At 70.4% G+C, this 16,641-nt stretch carries 20 protein-coding genes and 1 tRNA gene; 5 read left to right on the top strand and 16 right to left on the bottom strand.

Features of this window, described 5'->3' with window-relative positions; translation table 11 throughout:
* Positions 1 to 49 precede the first annotated feature (49 nt).
* Entirely contained in the window at positions 50 to 853 is an 804-nt protein-coding gene (locus NO889_RS05495; protein WP_256411267.1) for an alanyl-tRNA editing protein, read from the bottom strand.
* Between the two features lie 165 nt (positions 854 to 1,018).
* On the opposite strand from NO889_RS05495, the gene NO889_RS05500 reads away from it, so the two are divergent.
* Complete coding sequence (locus NO889_RS05500; protein ID WP_256411268.1) at positions 1,019 to 1,531, top strand: DUF6517 family protein; 513 nt, start codon at positions 1,019 to 1,021, stop codon at positions 1,529 to 1,531.
* 8 nt (positions 1,532 to 1,539) lie between these two features.
* Here the strand turns inward: NO889_RS05500 and NO889_RS05505 are convergent, their stop codons facing one another.
* The 4 genes from NO889_RS05505 to NO889_RS05520 form a co-directional block, all read right to left on the bottom strand.
* On the bottom strand, positions 1,540 to 1,839 hold the full coding sequence (locus NO889_RS05505; RefSeq protein ID WP_256411270.1) for a DUF4242 domain-containing protein: 300 nt from the start codon (positions 1,837 to 1,839) through the stop codon (positions 1,540 to 1,542).
* A 146-nt stretch (positions 1,840 to 1,985) separates the two neighbouring features.
* Positions 1,986 to 2,555: a DUF7332 family protein gene (locus NO889_RS05510; RefSeq protein WP_256411271.1), complete on the bottom strand. Its 570-nt coding sequence runs from the start codon at positions 2,553 to 2,555 to the stop codon at positions 1,986 to 1,988.
* A 47-nt stretch (positions 2,556 to 2,602) separates the two neighbouring features.
* Positions 2,603 to 3,037, bottom strand: a complete 435-nt coding sequence (locus tag NO889_RS05515) for a methylglyoxal synthase (protein ID WP_256411272.1) — start codon at positions 3,035 to 3,037, stop codon at positions 2,603 to 2,605.
* Positions 3,038 to 3,113: 76 nt separating this feature from the next.
* The gene (locus NO889_RS05520) at positions 3,114 to 5,039 is read right to left on the bottom strand and encodes a beta-CASP ribonuclease aCPSF1 (protein WP_256411273.1); all 1,926 of its coding nucleotides are present in this window, start codon (positions 5,037 to 5,039) and stop codon (positions 3,114 to 3,116) included.
* A 223-nt stretch (positions 5,040 to 5,262) separates the two neighbouring features.
* Between NO889_RS05520 and NO889_RS05525 the strand changes: the two genes are divergently transcribed.
* Positions 5,263 to 5,778, top strand: coding sequence for a DUF7984 family protein (locus NO889_RS05525; RefSeq protein WP_256411274.1), 516 nt, complete (start codon positions 5,263 to 5,265; stop codon positions 5,776 to 5,778).
* Between the two features lie 40 nt (positions 5,779 to 5,818).
* On the opposite strand, the gene NO889_RS05530 is transcribed toward NO889_RS05525, so the two are convergent.
* From NO889_RS05530 to NO889_RS05565, 8 genes are all read right to left on the bottom strand, one after another.
* A complete protein-coding gene (locus tag NO889_RS05530) occupies positions 5,819 to 6,676 on the bottom strand; it encodes an SDR family oxidoreductase (protein WP_256411275.1) in 858 nt (285 codons plus the stop codon).
* Between the two features lie 76 nt (positions 6,677 to 6,752).
* Positions 6,753 to 7,247 carry a GNAT family N-acetyltransferase gene (locus NO889_RS05535; RefSeq protein ID WP_256411276.1) on the bottom strand — a complete coding sequence of 165 codons (495 nt, stop codon included), beginning with the start codon at positions 7,245 to 7,247 and terminating at the stop codon, positions 6,753 to 6,755.
* 57 nt (positions 7,248 to 7,304) lie between these two features.
* Positions 7,305 to 8,093, bottom strand: coding sequence for an archaeal proteasome endopeptidase complex subunit alpha (gene psmA, locus NO889_RS05540; RefSeq protein ID WP_256411277.1), 789 nt, complete (start codon positions 8,091 to 8,093; stop codon positions 7,305 to 7,307).
* 4 nt (positions 8,094 to 8,097) lie between these two features.
* A complete protein-coding gene (locus tag NO889_RS05545; RefSeq protein WP_256411278.1) occupies positions 8,098 to 8,577 on the bottom strand; it encodes an Rpp14/Pop5 family protein in 480 nt (159 codons plus the stop codon).
* Between the two features lie 15 nt (positions 8,578 to 8,592).
* Positions 8,593 to 9,237 (bottom strand): class I SAM-dependent methyltransferase, encoded by a 645-nt coding sequence (locus tag NO889_RS05550; protein ID WP_256411279.1) that lies wholly within the window; start codon positions 9,235 to 9,237, stop codon positions 8,593 to 8,595.
* Positions 9,221 to 9,955 (bottom strand): RNase P subunit p30 family protein, encoded by a 735-nt coding sequence (locus NO889_RS05555; protein WP_256411280.1) that lies wholly within the window; start codon positions 9,953 to 9,955, stop codon positions 9,221 to 9,223. Before NO889_RS05555 ends, NO889_RS05550 begins: the two co-directional genes overlap by 17 nt.
* A 98-nt stretch (positions 9,956 to 10,053) precedes the next feature.
* Entirely contained in the window at positions 10,054 to 10,200 is a 147-nt protein-coding gene (locus tag NO889_RS05560; protein ID WP_256411281.1) for a hypothetical protein, read from the bottom strand.
* Between the two features lie 134 nt (positions 10,201 to 10,334).
* Entirely contained in the window at positions 10,335 to 10,532 is a 198-nt protein-coding gene (locus NO889_RS05565) for a DUF5800 family protein (RefSeq protein WP_256411282.1), read from the bottom strand.
* 703 nt (positions 10,533 to 11,235) lie between these two features.
* Between NO889_RS05565 and NO889_RS05570 the strand changes: the two genes are divergently transcribed.
* Positions 11,236 to 11,754 (top strand): type II toxin-antitoxin system RatA family toxin, encoded by a 519-nt coding sequence (locus tag NO889_RS05570; protein ID WP_256411283.1) that lies wholly within the window; start codon positions 11,236 to 11,238, stop codon positions 11,752 to 11,754.
* Positions 11,755 to 11,841: 87 nt separating this feature from the next.
* Positions 11,842 to 11,913: transfer RNA gene (locus NO889_RS05575), tRNA-Ala, on the top strand.
* Positions 11,914 to 12,123: 210 nt separating this feature from the next.
* Here the strand turns inward: NO889_RS05575 and NO889_RS05580 are convergent.
* Together NO889_RS05580 and NO889_RS05585 are read right to left on the bottom strand one after the other, a co-directional pair.
* A complete protein-coding gene (locus tag NO889_RS05580; protein ID WP_256411284.1) occupies positions 12,124 to 12,666 on the bottom strand; it encodes a DUF371 domain-containing protein in 543 nt (180 codons plus the stop codon).
* 62 nt (positions 12,667 to 12,728) lie between these two features.
* Complete coding sequence (locus NO889_RS05585; protein ID WP_256411285.1) at positions 12,729 to 13,559, bottom strand: amidohydrolase family protein; 831 nt, start codon at positions 13,557 to 13,559, stop codon at positions 12,729 to 12,731.
* A 146-nt stretch (positions 13,560 to 13,705) separates the two neighbouring features.
* Here NO889_RS05585 and thsA point away from each other — a divergent pair, with 146 nt between their 5' ends.
* Positions 13,706 to 15,271 carry a thermosome subunit alpha gene (gene thsA / locus NO889_RS05590; protein WP_256411286.1) on the top strand — a complete coding sequence of 522 codons (1,566 nt, stop codon included), beginning with the start codon at positions 13,706 to 13,708 and terminating at the stop codon, positions 15,269 to 15,271.
* A 27-nt stretch (positions 15,272 to 15,298) separates the two neighbouring features.
* Here the strand turns inward: thsA and NO889_RS05595 are convergent, their stop codons facing one another.
* Complete coding sequence (locus tag NO889_RS05595) at positions 15,299 to 16,486, bottom strand: redox-regulated ATPase YchF (RefSeq protein WP_256411287.1); 1,188 nt, start codon at positions 16,484 to 16,486, stop codon at positions 15,299 to 15,301.
* Between the last annotated feature and the right edge of the window lie 155 nt (positions 16,487 to 16,641).

Consider the following 16,641-nt stretch of genomic DNA (forward strand, 5'->3'; position numbering starts at 1 on the left):
CGCGGGGTCGGCGGCGGTCGCCCGCTTCCGCGGTCGACGCCGTCGGACCTCACGCGACGTGGTCGCCGAGGGCGAACCGGATCCGCTCCTCCTCGATCCCTTTCGTCTCGCGGCCGGTGACGACGATCTCGCCGATCTCGCCGGTGGAGCCGACGTGCGTCCCCGCGCAAGCCGTCCGATCGTAGGGGCCGTCGGGATCGTCGGGACCACCGCCGATCTCGACGATCCGCAACTCGGCGATCGAGTCGGGAAGCAGGTCGATCCGCGTCCGGTCCGTGTCGAGGGTCGCCTCCGCGTCGGCGCGGTCCATGGTGTCGCTGGTGACCGGCCGGTCGTCGTCGACGAGTTCGTTGAGCCGCGCCTCGATCCGGTCGAGGTCGTCGGTCTCGAACCGGCCGTACGCCGCGTCGAGGTGGGCGCGGTCGGCGTACAGCCGGTTCCCGGTCGTCCGCGCGTCGAACTCCTCGAGGAGGAGCGCCGAGAGCAGGTGCTGTGCGGTGTGGTACCGCGCGTGCGCCCGGCGGCGGTCCCAGTCGATCTCGCCGATCACGGCGGTTCCGGGCTCGGGGAGGTCGATCGCCGTCGGGGGATCGTCGCCGTCGGCGTCGGCGTCGGCGTTCCCGGCGACGGGTTCGAGCGTGTGGTAGATCGCGTCCGACTTCTCGACGTCGACGACCCGGAAGCGGCGGTCGGGACCGTCGGCGACGCGGAGGGTCCCGGTGTCGTGCGGCTGGCCGCCGCCGGTCGGGTAGAAGTGGGTTCCGTCGAGGACGACCCGGTCCTCGAGGGTTCGTTCGACGATCGCCTCGAACCGCCGGACCGTGTCGTCGGCGAGGTAGCGTTGCTCGGTCACGGGATCCGTGAACGGTCGCGTGAACATAAACCGATCCCCCGGTCGCTCGGCTCACGGCCGTATCGCCGTCGGCGTCACGGCGGATCGGTCGCCGCCTCCCGGACCAGGTTTCCGCCGGGGAACGGCCCCGTTCGTTTACGTGCGTTCCGGTCGAATGGGGGCGATATGGACCCGCCGGTCGTCCCCGCCGACCGCCTCGACGGCTGGCGGCGCGTCGACGAGACGACCGACCGCCCGTTCGCCGCCGGGCCCGTCTCGGTGACCGCGAGCACGGTCCGGTACGAGCGCGCGAACCGCCCGGAGCCGCGTCCCTTCTTCTTCGCGAGCCGCCTCCGGATCCGCCCCGAGACGCCGCCGAACGCGGCGCTCACCCGACTCGTCGAGAACCGGGCGAAGGTGGGGTTCCGGGACCGGCTCGCGGAGCGCGACATCGAGGCGGTCGAGCCCCGCGGCGAGCGGACGCTGGCGGTCGACGACCCCGACGCCACCGAGGCGACGCTCGTCACCTTCCGCGGCCGCTGCGCGCTCGACGGGGAGACGGTCTCAGTCGAGGCGCTGCTCGCGGCGTGGGAGGCCGGACCGTACCTGCTCGCGGGCGGAGCGTACCCGCTCGACGCGGACGCGAACGACGCGCGGCGGGAGCTCCTCGGGCTGGTTCGTGCGGTCCGTCCGGACTGACGGCTTTCTCACTCGCCGTCGAGAGGGGCACCCCGCCGGTCGATTCGCGTCGCCGGCAGTCCGGCCCGCTCGGCGTGTTCGCGGACCGCCGCCTCGTCCTCGGCGCGGTAGTGACAGAACGTCCCGGTCACCTCGCCGTCCTCGTCGGTCATGACTTCCGAGTCGACCCACTCGATGCCGACGCCCTCCTCCCGGAGCTGCTCGAGGGCGTCGCCCGACTCGTCGCCGGCGGCGGCCAGCTCGTCCTCGGTGATCGGCTCTCCCAGTTCGCGCAGGATCAGGAAGTCCTCCAACGGCTCGTCGGACATGATGCGTCGGGACGTTCCCGAAGCGACGAAAATAAACCCACCGGCGGGTCGGGTGCGGCCGGCGGACCGGGGACGCCGCGGGCCGAGGACGGGCGACGCCGACGGCGAGTCGAGGACCGGCACGGTCGGATCGGCGACGACCGGACTCAACACGGAACCGCGCCGGCGGCCGAGCCGACCGGAGGGCGGTCCTCGCCGTAGGTCGTCTCGTCGATCCCGCCGTCGAACATCGGCAGTCGGAGTTCGTAGGTGTACAGCAGATCGAACGCCGCGAACGGGTCGATCCCGGTGGCGATCAGTCCGGGGGCGTCCAGCCGGACGCCCGCCGCGAGCGTCACGACCGGGTCGCCCTCGAGCGTCCCGGCGAGTTCGACGCCGAACTCGTCGCCCGCTCGGGGGTCGGTGAGCACGGAGACGTGAACCAGCGCGTCGATCGTCGCCGGCGGATCGCCGATCGCCAGCGGGTACCCCTCGCCGGCGAAACACTCGGTCAGCGGCCCGACCTCGCGCTCGGCGGCCCCTTCGGACGAATTCGCGCCCTCTCCCGCGACCGGTCCATCGGCCGTGCCGACGGCTCCGACGACCCCGCCGGGGACGACCGCGACCGCGACGAGGCACGCGAGGAGGACGGCCAGGGACGCCCGCGTCGCGGGAGGGTCCGCCGGTCCCGCGGCGGCGGGTCCGTTCGTGGTCGCTCGGTCGGGATCGGTCCCCATCGACCGCGACTACGACGCCCCGGACATAAACCTCGCCCGCCCGGTTATCACTCCCGAGATCCGTCGTCCCGAAGCGGCGACTCCTCGTCGAGGAGTTCCTCGGCGATCGGGCGTTCCCCGAGGAGGAGCCCCCGAACGAGCAGTTCCGCCGACGCGAGGTTCGTCGCCACCGGCACGTCCTTCACGTCACAGACGCGTAACAGCGCGGAGATGTCCGGCTCGTGCGGCTGCGCGGTGAGCGGGTCCCGCAGGAAGACCAGCCCGTCTATCGCGCCGTTCGCCACCATCGCCCCGATCTGGAGGTCGCCGCCGAGCGGCCCGGAGGCCTGCCGATTCACCGGCAGTCCGGTCTCCTCGGCGATCCGCTTCCCGGTGGTGCCCGTCGTGACCAGTTCGTGTTCGCCCAGCACGTCCGCGTGGGTCTCCACGAACGCGACCATCTCGTCTTTGAGTTCGTCGTGAGCGATGAGCGCGATGCGCATGGATCGGCATCGCCGCGGCGGGTCTTAAAAGGTCAGCCGCGGCGACGGGAACCGAGAGCCGATATCGCCCGTCCGCTCACTTGAACCGGAACGTCTCCAGGTTCTTCGGCGCGAACGTCCGCATGTTGTAGTCGTGATACAGCGCCGAGGAGAGGTCCTGGACGGACTGCTCGTCGCCGTGGACGCACAGCACCTTCTCCGGGCGGGGATTCATCGTCTTCACGAAGTTCTCCAGCCCCTGCCGGTCGGCGTGACCGGAGAAGCCGTCGACGGTCTCGACGCCCATCTCCAGCGAGAGGGTGTCGCCGCGGCCGCCGTTGCCCCAGTCGGAGACGGGGATCTCGTCCCAGCCGTTCTGGATCCGGCGGCCGAGCGTCCCCTGCGCCTGATAGCCGACGAACATGAGCCTCGAGTCCGGGTCCGGGCCGATGTGGCGGAGCCACGACATTATCGGCCCGCCCTCGATCATCCCCGACGTCGAGAGGATGATACACTCCTCGCCGTCGGCGACGTCCTGTCGCTCGTCCTCGCCGCCGTCGATATGGTTGAACTCCTCGGCGAGGAAGGGGTTCTCGTCCTCGTGGAAGATGCGGTTTCGCAGGTCGTCGCGGAGGTACTCGGGGTAGGTCGTGTGGATGGCGGTCGCCTCCCAGATCATCCCGTCGAGGTGGACGGGCATCTCCGGGATCTCGCCCTCGCGCATCGCCTCCTCCAACACGAGCATGATCTCCTGTGACCGGCCGACCGCGAACGCCGGGATGACGACCTTTCCCCCCTGCTCGTACGTCTCGTTGATGACGCGTTTGAGCGCCTTCTCGGAGTCCTCCTGGTCGGTCTGGTAGTCGTTGCGCCCGCCGTAGGTGGACTCCAACACCAGCGTCTCGACGCGAGGGAAGTCGTTGACCGCGCCGTTGAACAGCCGGGTGTCCTCGTAGTGGATGTCCCCGGAGAAGGCGACGTTGTAGAGGCCGTCGCCGATGTGGAAGTGCGTCACCGCGCTGCCGAGGATGTGCCCCGCGTTGTGGAAGGTGAGCTTGACGTCGGGCGCGATGTCCGTCACGTCACCGAACTCCAGCGGGATCGTGTGTTTGATCGTCTCGCGGACCTGCGCGGACTCGTACGGCGGCGTGCGTCCCTCCTTGGCCGCCACGTCGAGGTAGTCGAGCTGGAGCAGGCCCATCAGGTCGCGCGTCGGCTCGGTGGTGTACACCGGTCCGTCGTAGCCGTACTTGAAGAGGAGGGGCAACAGCGCGGAGTGGTCGAGGTGAGCGTGGGTCAACACCACCGCGTCGAGCGTGTGTGCGCCCGCACCGAGCGCCTCCGGCACCTGGAGGTACGGTACCTCGCCCTCCGCGCCGGGTTTGTCCCCGCAGTCGATCAGGATACGCGTCTCGGGCGTCGAGAGGATGAATGCGGCGCGGCCGACCTCGCGACAGCAGCCGAGCGTCGTGATCCGCACCCACTCGTCGTCGGACATCTCCTCGCGGTGGATCTGCCTGCCGACGCGCTCTAAGATGTCGCGGCGCTCCTCGCGCTCGTTCTTCAGGAAGTTGCGGACGTTCGAGACGGTCGAGGACTCGATCGGCGGCGTCCGCACGACCTCCGGGGTCCAGCCGATCTCCTGGGTGATCTCCCGCAGCGTGGAGCCGCGTCGGCCGATCACCATGCCGGGCTTTTCGGCCTCGATCACCACCTCGCCGGTGTCCTCGTGGAAGTCGAGGTCGGTCACGCCCGCGTCCTCGGGGATGACGTCTCTGACCTCCCCTTCCGCCTGCTTCGGCGGAGAGAGCACCGACGGGTCCGGACGGACCGTGATCCGCTTGCGGAGCTTCGAGGCGAGTCGCCGGATCAGGTCGCCGTCGCCCGCGAACCGCTTGGGGTCGCGGGTGTACACGACCAGTTCCGGCCCCTCGTATTTGACGTCCGTGACGCTCACGTCGTTCGGGACCTCCTGTTCTATCGTCGACTTCAGGTTCTCGAGTTGCTTATCGACTTGGCTCATAGCTCACCGCGGGCCGTAGATCGCCGCCGCCGTCGGGTCGGACCGGTACCGATACGCGGCACGTCGCCTTCGCGCTCGACCGTGACGGGGTAGGCATAGTGGAAGTACTGTCCGTATGTACCGTTGCGGGAACAGCCAGCGAAAACCCGCTTGCCTCGGAGTAGACTCCCTTCGTTATAAAAGACTTCGCAAAACGGATACCGCTCGCCGGCGTGGTCCGCCCATGCGCGTCACCCCCGAGACCGTTCGCGAGGAACACGCCCGCGTCCGCGACCGCGCCCCCGTCGTCGTCCCGATCCTCAACGACACCCGCGACCGGCTCGGGACGCTGTTCGGAACCGAGGTCGACCGCGTCGACGAGGAGACCTACCGGCGCGAGGTCGACGCGGTCTTCGCGGACGGCGAGGTCGGGGTCAACGTCGCGGGGTACGCGGCGCTCCTCCGCGGCCTCGACGTCGCCGGCGACTACCCCGGATTCGTCGTCGACGAGGTTCTCGGCCGGGAGCTGGCGGCGACGATCGCCGGCGGACAGCCGCTCTCGCTCCTCGCGCAGGCGACGTTCCACTTCGCGGACGTCCACGTCGACCGGGACGCCACGGCCGAGGGGGACGCGGCCGGCGCGGGCACCGCGGGCGCGGACGACCTCGACGCCGCGCTCGCCGCGGGCTTTCAGACGCGGCTCCCCGGCTGGGCGTGGCGCGAGGGGGAGAGCCCGTTCGCGATCGACGCCGGCGACTGACGGGGCGGGAGCGTCGCCCCCGGCGACCGGACGGCTCCGGCTACGACGTGAACTTCCGGATCAGATCGAACGCCCCGTCGCGCAGCGCGTCGGGGAGGAGTCGGGCGAGCACCCCGAGGCGGCCGGCCGTCCCCGGCTGGACGCGGGCAGGCGGCTTCGTCGCGCTCGCCGCGTTGAGGACCTCCGCGGCGACGACCGACGGCTCGACCGCGCCCGGCCCGTCACCGCCGACCAGTCTCAGGTCCTCGAAGAGCGCGTAGACGTCCTCGTAGGCCCCTGACCGCTCGACGCCCTCGAGTTCGACCTCCCGCGACGCCCGGTCCCAGAACGCCGTCCGGACCGATCCGGGCTCGACGACGACGACGTCGACGCCGAACTCGCGGACCTCGTTGCGCAGCGCGTCCGACATCGCCTCGAGCGCGAACTTCGATCCGGCGTAAACGCCCCCACCGGGGAACGACACCCGCCCCGCCACGGAGGAGACGTTCACGATCGTCCCGTCTCGCTCGCGGCGCATCGCCGGCAGCACGGCCCGAGTCAGGCGGTGGGGGCCGTACACGTTGACGTCGAACTGCTCGTGGACCTTCTCGGCCGGGACGTCCTCGATCGGCCCGTACTGTCCGTAGCCGGCGTTGTTGACGAGCGCGTCGATCGCCCCCTCCTCGTCCAAGATTCGGTCGACGACGCGGTCGACGTCCTCCTGGTCGGTGACGTCGAGCGTCGCCAGCGTACAGCCCGCCTCGCCGAGCGTCTCGATGTCGGCGGGGTTCCGCGCGGTGGCGTACACCGTCCACCCCTCGTCGTTGAAGGCGTGCGCGGTCGCGCGGCCGATGCCCGAGGAACACCCGGTGATGAGTACCGTCTTCTGCACGCGTCGTCGGTCGGCCCCCGCCGGCATAACTCTCCCGACCCGGATCGGAAGCGATCCGAACCGAAGGCGACCCGGACCGAGCACGCTCCGCACCGAAGGCGGCCTACAGCTCCTCGGTGCGGATCCCCATCGCCCTCGAGGAGGGCGCGGTGCGCTCGAACCCCCACCGCTCGTAGAAGCCGTCGACGTCGGCGAGGAGGTCGACGTACGCCCCGTCGGGCGCGTTCTCGCGGAGCCACGCGACGAGCGCGTCCATCATCGCCGTTCCGATCCCCCGACCCTGGTGGGGCTCCGCGACGGCCATATCGGAGAGGTGGAATATCGACCCGCCGTCGCCGACGATCCGCGCCATTCCGACCGTCGTTTCCGCTCCCGATCGAGTCCCGCTCCGGACCACGTGAACGCCGTACGTCGTGTTCGGAAGCCCTCGCTCGACCGCCTCGCGCGACCGGTCGCTCATGCCGGCCTCCCGGCGGAGCCGGACGAACGCGTCGACCGAGGGCGTCGTCGCCCGTAGTTCGTAGCCGGCCGGGAGCGTCGGTTCCGTCCACTGCTGCCGATCCGGGAGCCCGGCCCCGCCGGCGTCGCCATCGCTCATGGTGATCGGTTCGCGTTCCGGTAGAAATCGGTTTCGGGGTGGGGCGGAGAGAGCGCGTTACTCCTCGTCCGCGCCCGCCGACTCGTCGTTCTCGTCAGCGTCCTCCTCGTCGTCGGTCGCGAGCAGGCCGCGTTCGGCGAGGACCGCCTCGAGATCGTCGGCGGGGACCTCGGCGTACTGCGCGTCGTCGACGGTGATCGTCGCGACGCCGACGCCCTCGGGGGTGAGTCCCTCGTCGTTGGTCTGCGCGAGGGTGTCGAGCGCGAGCCCGACCGCCTCGTCCGTGGAGATTCCCTCCTCGTACTCCGACTCGAGGTAGTCCCGGAGGTCGCTTCGGTCGGAGCCGATGGAGAGCGCCTGCCACTCGTAGGGCGTCCCGGAGGGGTCGGTCTCGAAGAGGCGGGGCTCGCCGTTCTCGATCCCGCCGACGATGAGCGCGACGCCGAAGGGGCGCGCGCCGCCGATCTGGGTGTACTGCTGGATGTGGTCCGTGATCGTCTTCGTCAGCGTCTCGATCCCCATCGCCTCGCCGTAGCGCAGGCGGTTCACCTGCGCCTGCCGGCGCGCGAAGTCGATGAGCTGGCGGGCGTCCGCGACGTGGCCCGCGCTGGCGACGCCCACGTGGTCGTCGGCCTTGTGGAGCTTCTCGATGCTCGCGGGCTCCATGAGCGGGGAGCGGGCGCGCTTGTCGGCCGCGAGGACGACGCCGTCCTCGGCGCGGATGCCGACGCTCGCCGTCCCGCGTTTGACCGCCTCCCGTGCGTACTCGACCTGATAGAGCCTGCCGTCGGGAGAGAAGATGGTGATTCCTCGGTCGTACGCCTGTTGTTGGGATTGGCCCTGCATGATATCACTCGATGTCGAACGCCGCCGCGCCGACGTACCCCGACTCGGTCCGCACGTCGCGCGCGTCACCACGCACGACCGCGGACCGCTCGGCATCCTCGAACGCGACGTCTCGCTGTGTCGAACTGGCGGCCGCGCGACCCATATATCTTTCTTCACAGGCACGGACCGTCCCGGAGACCCCTCGAACGCGGATCCCCACGGGATCGCCGTCGACCTCGCTCACGCAGCCGATCGCGGCCCGCGCCTCCGGGACGTGGCCGCGACGGACCCGGACGACCGCCTCGCCCGCGCCGCTCGAGAACGAGAAGGAGAGCAGCTTCAGGCCGGCGTCGGCGCTGCCCGCGTCGCCGAGCAGGTTGCCGGCGCTATACCAGAGGGCACGCTGGAACGCGCGGCGGCCGATCGCCGCGTCCGGCCACGCCTCGATCCCGACGGCGAGGTACCGCCAGCGCGGGCGGAGGTGTTTCGGGAGGTGTTTCATGGTGGGAGCCGACGCTCACTCCGCACCGGGCACCTCGTCGCCCGAACCGATGCGCTCGGCGACGATCACGCCGACCTGGTCGTGGACGCGCTCGACCGCGACGACCGCGAAGCCGACCGACGTGAACGCCTCGACGAGCGTCCCGACGGTCGCGGGGTCGTCGACCTCGGGGCTGTAGTACGGCTCGTCGGGGTCCGGCTCCTCGAAGAACATCACGTCGCCGAGAACGATCCGGCGCGCGCCCGTCTCGGCCATGACCCGGATCGCCTCGCGCTTCTCGTCGTCCGCGAGGTGGTGGAGCGCGAAGTTCGAGGTGACGATATCCACCGACCGGCCGTCCGGCCCGTCGAGGTTCGGCTCCCGGAACTCGCCGTAGGCGAACTCGACGTTCGTGATCCGCGCCTCCGAGGCCTTCCGGCGGCCCTCCTCCATCATCCCTTCGCTGACGTCCCGGGCGAGGACGACCTTCGCGTCGGGCGCGAGCGCGAGCGAGATCGCGCCGGTTCCCGCGCCGAGGTCGGCCACCACGTCGTCGGGGCCGGGATCGGCGTAGTCGACGACGAGGTCCGCACAGGCGCGGTACTCGTCGCTCTTCGAGTCGTCGTACTCGGCCGCCTTCTCCGAGAAGCGGGCGGCGTGATCCTCAACGCTCCGTTTCATACCGTCCACGTCGAACCCCCGGCTCTATGAAATCCCCGGAGAGCCGGTCGCGGTTCCGCTCCGCGATCTTCCCCCACGCTCGAAGCCCCTCGCGGACCCACTCCGGCTCGAACCCCGCCTCCTCGGCGACGGCGACGAGCTCGCGGGGGGCACGCAGTTCGAGGTGGGAGGCGGCGTTCGCGCTGACGACGTGCGGGGCGTCGTAGTCGGTCACGATCTCGCGGAGCTTTCGGAGGTCGGCGAGCGCCCGAACGCGGTTCCCACCCGTCTCCCGGAGGACCGGACCGAGGTCGAACTCCACGTGGACGCCGTTGTCGCGGGCGGCCCTCGCCAGGACGTGGTTGAACCCCCCCGATCCGGCGTTCGGGCGCACGAGCACGTCGACGCGGGACTCCTCGACCGCGTACCGGTTCAGCCGGTCGTCGCCTCCGACGACGCAGACGACGGCGCGGTCGGACCGCCGGTTCCCGACCGCGCCGGATGCCGCGGCCGGCCCGTCGGCGTCGATCTCGACCGCGTCGACGACGTCGACCCCGTACTCGTCGGCGATCGCGTCGGGGTCGGTCGCCGGGGCGGTCCGGGTACCACCTCCGTCTCCCGGCTCCAGAGCGGCCCGCGTCCGGACGACGATCCCGTCGTAGCCGTACCGCGCCGCCGTCATGGCCTGTCTCGCGACGGTGGCGTCGCCGTCGGGATACGCGTGGACCGCCTCGTACATGCCCCTTGGTTCGAGGTCCCGCGGTATCGGCGTTGCGCTTCCGGACGGGCCCATCGGTGACTCACACCGGCCACCGAGGGTGACCCGCCCCGGTCGCCTCACCGCTCCCGTTCCTGCTCCCGCTGCCACCGGGGACGCGAGTCCTCGGGCGCGAACCAGCCGGCGAGCCCGCCGGGATCGACCTCGTCGAACGCGATCCGCCGCGACCGGTCGGCGACGGCCTTGGCGAGCGCGAAGGGAACCACGTACGCCAGCGCGAAGGGGTCGAGGTCGTCGGCCGGAGCGAGCGCCCCGAGCGCGGCCGAATCGGCGGCGAGCGCGTCGATCGCGCCCGCGACGACTCGGGCGACTCGGACGACTTGGACGACTCGGACGACGACTACAGTACGTCGCCGACCCGGACCGGCTCGCCGTCGATCTCCGGTTCCTCGGCGACGATCTGTACGATCTCGTGGTCGGTCACGTCGCGGTACCCCTTGCCGGTGGCCTCCTCGATCAAGTCCTTCTCGAGTTCGAACTCGATCCCCTCGTAGACGACGTCGACGCCGTCCTCGTTGAACGTCAGATCCGTGCTCATGGCCAGTGTAATCCGTCGACTAATAAAAGAGGCGCGACCGGCGAGACCACACGACGGTTTCGTCAGTACAGACGAAGGAGTGATCGATTGCGGTGGCGCGCCTCCGAGCGAGCCATCGGCTCGCGAGGAGCCCGCGAGGGACGCGGTGAGCACTCGGAGAGTGCGAACCGCGAGGCTGGGGAGGCGTGAGGTGCGGTTGCGGAGCGGTTAGGCGGGACTCAAAGGGGCAGTCGCGATTCCCGCGAGCGTAGCGAGCGGGAAGTCGAGAGACGCAGTCTCTCGGAAGGACGAAGCACGGCGCAGCAACGACTGAGGACCGTGGTTCGAGAGAGCGGAGCTCTCTCGTCATCACGAGACGGCTTCGCCGTCTCGAACGACAGCAAGCCGCGCGAGTCGTGCGAGGGCGACCGAAGGGAGCCCTCGACTGGCGAACGGCGAAGCCGTGAGCCCTCACGACTGGGGCTTTGGAGACGTTCTCCGTACCAGCAACGACACCGTTCTCATCACCTCGTTCTCTCACGAAACACCCGTACCACTAGCAGTCATCAAGGATCGAATGTTTCAGTTCACATCTGGTGAAACTCACCTAGAACGAAGCCTCTCGCCCGTTCGCCCTCCATCGCCCTGCGCGCTTCTCCTGCTCCCGTTCACCCTCGGAGTCGTCGGGCGGACCGCTTAATACGCGCCGGGAGAACCCTCCGGCGTGGACGAACTCGTCGTGCGCACCGAGGTGTACGCCGATCCGGAGGCCGTGTACGAGTTCCTGTTGGACTTTCAGGGATATGCACACTACTCCGAGTACCTCCGGGAGGTCCGGACGCTCGCGGGCGACGGCGGCCCCGGAACCCGCTACGCGCTCACGTTCGCGTGGTGGAAACTCACCTACACCGCCCACTCGAAAGTGACCGGCGTCGACCCCCCCGAGCGGATCGACTGGGAGATCACGAAGGACATCGACGCGGGCGGCTGTTGGCGGGTGACGCCGCTCGGGGACGACGAGCGGAAATGCGAGGTCGCCCTCGAGGTCGAGTTCGATCCGAGCTCCGCGAGCCCGAGCACGCTCGACCTCCCGCGGCTCGTCTCGTTCGACTGGGTGCTGAAGAGGGCGATCCCGCTCATCAGGTCGGAGGCCGAGCGCGTGGTCGAGCGGGCGGTGCGAGATCTCGAGGGATCGACGCGGGACGTCGAACTCGCGGTGTACGTCGACTCCGACCGGATCTGAGCCGGGGGACGGAGCGGGAGCCGTTCGCGCCGGTCCCCGAGTCGAAGGCCTTAATATACGCAACGGGGAACTGGTGGATGCGTACGAGGGCTCGTAGATCAGTGGTAGATCATCCCCCTGGCACGGGGAAGGCCCGGGGTTCAAATCCCCGCGAGTCCATCCCGACTCCTCCGTCGTACCGAGTTTTCATAAACACACAGTAGAAACGCTCTTCGGCGCACCAACGGCAAAATCGGGTGTCGTCGATGTCCCATCTGAAAACATAGTTCTTGCGGACCCCGAAGGCGGGTCGACGCCGCCGGGCGAGCGTGAATGGGGGAACGCAGCATGACGGAGACCAAGGAGATCTCGTCCGTCCCTCACCGACCCTCACCGAACTTCCAGCCGCAACTCCACGTCCGCCCCGTCGGCGAGCGCGGCCACGAGGTCGCGGTCGAGATCGGCCGCGGCCGCGTCGGCGTCGACCAGGATCGTCCGCTCGTCGTCGGTGTATCCGCTCGTCCGACCGACCATCGACCGATCGTCGACGAGCGCGAGACCCGGATCGCCCCGGCCGACTATCGCCTCCGTGTGGGTCCCCTCGTCCCCGTCGCCCTCGACGGTGATCGTCGCCGTGATCGTCGCGTCCGCGTCTCGACACGCCTCGCGGAATCCCGCGGAGAAGTCCCGCGGCGTTCGGTCGGCCGCGACGCCGAGGATACAGTCGCCCGCGGGCGTGAGCCACTCGTCGGTCGTGAACTCGAAGGTACTCGCGTGCTCGGCGGTAACGTTCTCGTGACCGCGCGCGCGGACGACCTCGACGTGCGGGTCGCTCTCTGCGCGCGGTTCCGTCGGATCCGCCCGCGGGTCCGTCGAACCCGACTCCGCTTCCGGGCCGTCGCTGGCGTCGGCGTTGGCGTCGACATCGCTCATGGTCGTCGAATCGGCGGCGACGCGCCAAGTGGCCGTCGCTTCGGAGGCGACGCTCGCGGCCCTCACACGTCCGCGCCCTCGGCGAGCGCGGGGACGAGTCTGACCGGATTCTTCGCGAAGACGCGGCGCATCAGGTCCTCGGAGACGTCGAGGGTCAACACCTCCATCACCCCGACGTTCGGGTGGACGTGGGGCGCGCCGGAGCCAAACACCACGCGGTCCGGGTGTTCCAACACCCCGCGTTCGAGGATCTCGCGGTAGCGCACGGCGCTCGTGTCGACGTAGAGCCGGTCGTGGTCCTCCAAGAGATCGAGCGTCCGGTTCATCAGTTCGGTGTCGAGCGGGTAGCCGCCGAAGCCGGCGAGCACCACGGGGAAGTCGTAGCCGAGCAGCTCGCGCTCCACCGCGTCGGGCGGGAACTCCCTCCCGCCGTGGACGATCACGGGGAGGTCCGCAGCCTCCAGCCGCTCGAGCACGTCGGCGTTCGGCAGCCCGTCGTGCGGCGGGACGAGCGTGAACCCGTGGAACCGGTCGTCGTAGGAGTACTGCTCGACGTCGTCGGGGCGGGCGTGGTGGTCGTCGCGCTCGGCCCGGAGGTTCCGGACGGTGGAGAGGGGACCGCTCCCCGCATCGCGGGGGCCGTTGAGCCGGGCGAACGCGACGAACGGACGGTCGACGGAGAGCCGCGCGACGGCGTTGTTGGCGCGGAGGTAGCTCCGTCCGGGGGCGCGTCGGCCGGGGCTCGCGACCGCCCGAACGATCCCCGCCTGGTGCATCTCGCGTTCGAGCCGCTCGGGCGTGATGTCCCGGCCGTGTGCGACGACGGAGGCCTCGTCCGGATCGAGGGAGGCGTGGATGTCGACGATCCGGAAGTCGTGTTCCAACCCCAGCATTCGCGTGGGTATCCCGCGCACGTCGCATGTGCCTGTCGGTCGACGCTGCGAGGTCGTCTCGTCGACCGACCCGCTCCCTTCGGTCGATCTCCGTCGATCGGGAGCGACACGTATATATAGAACCGCTGACCGAGTATCCGCAACGTATGGCATCCCGTACACAACCCATCTACGTGCTCTCGGAGGACAGCGAACGAACGCGCGGCCGCGCCGCCCAGGAGTCCAACATCGCGGCGGGGAAGGCCGTCGCCGAGGCCGTCCGCACGACGCTCGGGCCCCGCGGGATGGACAAGATGCTCGTCGACTCGACGGGCACCGTCGTCGTCACGAACGACGGGGCGACGATCCTCGATCAGATGGACATCGACCACCCCGCGGCCCAGATGATAGTCGAGGTCGCGGAGTCCCAAGAGGAGTCGGTGGGCGACGGGACCACCACCGCGGCCGTGCTCCTCGGCGAACTCCTCTCGCGGGCCGAGGACTTGCTCGAGGACGACCTTCACCCGACCGTGATCGTCGAGGGATACGCCGAGGCCGCCCGGCTGGCGGGCGAGGCGATCGACGAGCAGTTGGTCGGTGCCGCCGATGTGGACGACCTCCTCGCGTCGATCGCGGAGTCGTCGATGACCGGCAAGGGCACCGGCGACACCGCGGCCCGCGACCTGGCCGAACTCGTCGTCGAGGCAGTCGAGCGGGTCGGGATCGACGAGAGCGTCGACCGAGACTCGATCCACGTCCATCCGCGGACCGGCGCGGGGTCGTCGGCGACGGAACTCGTCGACGGGGTCGTCCTCGAGGAGGAGCCCGTTCACGACGGCATGCCCCGGACGGTCGAGGACGCCTCCGTGGCGGTCCTCGAGACGAAACTCGAGGTTCGGCAGGGCGACGTCGACGCGGAGTACTCGATCACCTCGGTCGACGGGCTCAACGCGGCGCTGAAAGCGGAGGACGACGAGCTCCGCGGCTACGCGGACGCCCTCTCCGAGGCCGGCGTCGACGTCCTCGTCTGCCGGAAGGCGATCGACGACCGCGTGGCCGGGTACCTCGCCGACGCCGGGATCCTCGCGTTCGAGAGCGTGAAGTCCTCCGACGCCACCGACGTCGCCCGCGTGACGGGCGCGAAGCGGCTCGGGACCCTCGAGGACATCGAGGCCGACGACCTCGGCCGCGCGGAGTCGGTCGCGGTCGAGAGCGAGGGCGACGACGACGATCGCGTCTTCGTCCGCGGCGGCGACGCGAGCCGGGCGGTGACGCTGCTCGTGTACGGCTCGACCGAGCACGTCGTCGACGAGCTCGAGCGCGCGGTGAACGACGCGGTCGACGCCGTCGTCGCCGCCCGCGAGAGCGGGATCGTTCCCGGCGCGGGCGCGAGCGAGATCGCGATCGCGGCGCACCTCCGCGGCGCGGCGGCCTCGGTGGAGGGACGCAAACAGCTCGCCATCGAGGCGTTCGCGGACGCCGTCGACGCCCTCCCGCGCACGCTCGCGGAGAACGCCGGCGCGGACCCGATCGACACCCTCGTCGACCTGCGGGCGACCCACGACCGCGAGGGGCGGGCGGGCGTCATCGCCGACGGGCGGACCGTCCGCGTCGGCGACCCCCTCGAGGCGGGGATCGTCGATCCCGCCGCGGTGAAACGCGAGGCGGTCGACTCCGCCACCGAGGCGGCGACGATGCTCCTCCGGATCGACGACGTCATCTCCGCGGAGTAGACGGCGGTCGCGTTCCCCTCTGTTCTCTCACGGTCCGGCCGTCGAGACGATCTTCACCACGTCGCCCTCCGAGAGGACGTGGTCCTCGCCGATCCGCCGGCTCGAGCGCGCGTCGACCGCGTGGAGGTACCCCTCGCCGATGTCGGTGTGGACCGCGTACGCGAGGTCCGGCGGGGTGGCCCCCGCGGGCAGCAGGAACGCGTCGGGGAGGACGTTCCCCGTCCCGTCGGTCCACTTGCTCGCGTCCTGAACCGGGTAGACCGTGATCCGGTCGAGCAGGTCGTAGACGGCCGCGTTCAGCGCGGCCTGAACTCCGGTCCCGCCGAACCGCTCCATCACCTCGCGGATCGCGTCGAGGCCGGCGCGCTGCTCGTCGGAGACGTCGCCGAGGACCTCGAAGTCGGGGTCGCCGGGGTCATAGGAGACGACGCCCGCCTCGGCGGCCCGCCGGAGCGCGAGCTCGCCGTCCGCGGTCGCCGGGACGACCGGCTTGTCGGTCGCCTCGCGGAGCCGCTCGAGGTTCTCGGGCGGCGCGACGTCGGCCTTGTTCGCGACGACGACCATGGGTTTCGTCCGCCGGCGGATCGCGCGGGCCAGCGCCTCGCGGTCCGCGTCGCTCCAGCGTTGCGGGTCGGCGGGGTACTCCAGCTTCCGGAGCACCGCCGCCACGTCGGCCTCGGTCGCGCCCACCCCGGTCAGCATCTCGGTGAGCGACGCCTCGAGGTCGAAGTCGGGCGCGCGTGAGCCCCGCTCAATCCCCTCCCAGTTGTCCGCGATCACGCCGGCGAGCCAGAGGTCCATCTCCGTCTCGACGAAGTCCACCTCGGCGACCGGGTCGTGGCTGCCGACCTCGACGGGCTCGCCCTCGGCGTTCGTGCCCCCGGAGGCGTCGACGACGTTCAACACGACGTCCGCGTTCGTCAGCTCGTCGAGGAACCGGTTGCCCAGTCCCTTCCCCTCGTGTGCGCCGGGGACGAGCCCCGCCACGTCGAGGAGTTCGACCGGGACGTACCGCGTGCCGTCGTGACAGCGCTCGTTCCCGCAGCGCTCCTCGCGGTCGAGACAGGGGCACTCGGTGCGGACCGCGGTCACCCCGCGGTTGGCGTCGATCGTCGTGAACGGGTAGTTGGCGACGTCGACGTCGGCCATCGTCGCGGCCGTGAAGAAGGTGGACTTGCCCGCGTTCGGCTTCCCCGCCAGAGCGACCGTGATCATGCTCGTGGGTCGCGGGCCCGCGAAAAGCGCCTTTCGGTCGGCCGCGAGGCTGGGGAGGCGTGAGGTGCGTGCTGTGCGGGGCGGGACTCAACGGGGCAGTCCTCGCGACTGGGGCTTTGGCGGTGTTCGCCCCCGATCTCGTTGTCAGTTATTCG

Origin of the sequence: Halorubrum rubrum (assembly GCF_024494685.1) — an archaeon.
GTDB lineage: Archaea > Halobacteriota > Halobacteria > Halobacteriales > Haloferacaceae > Halorubrum > Halorubrum rubrum.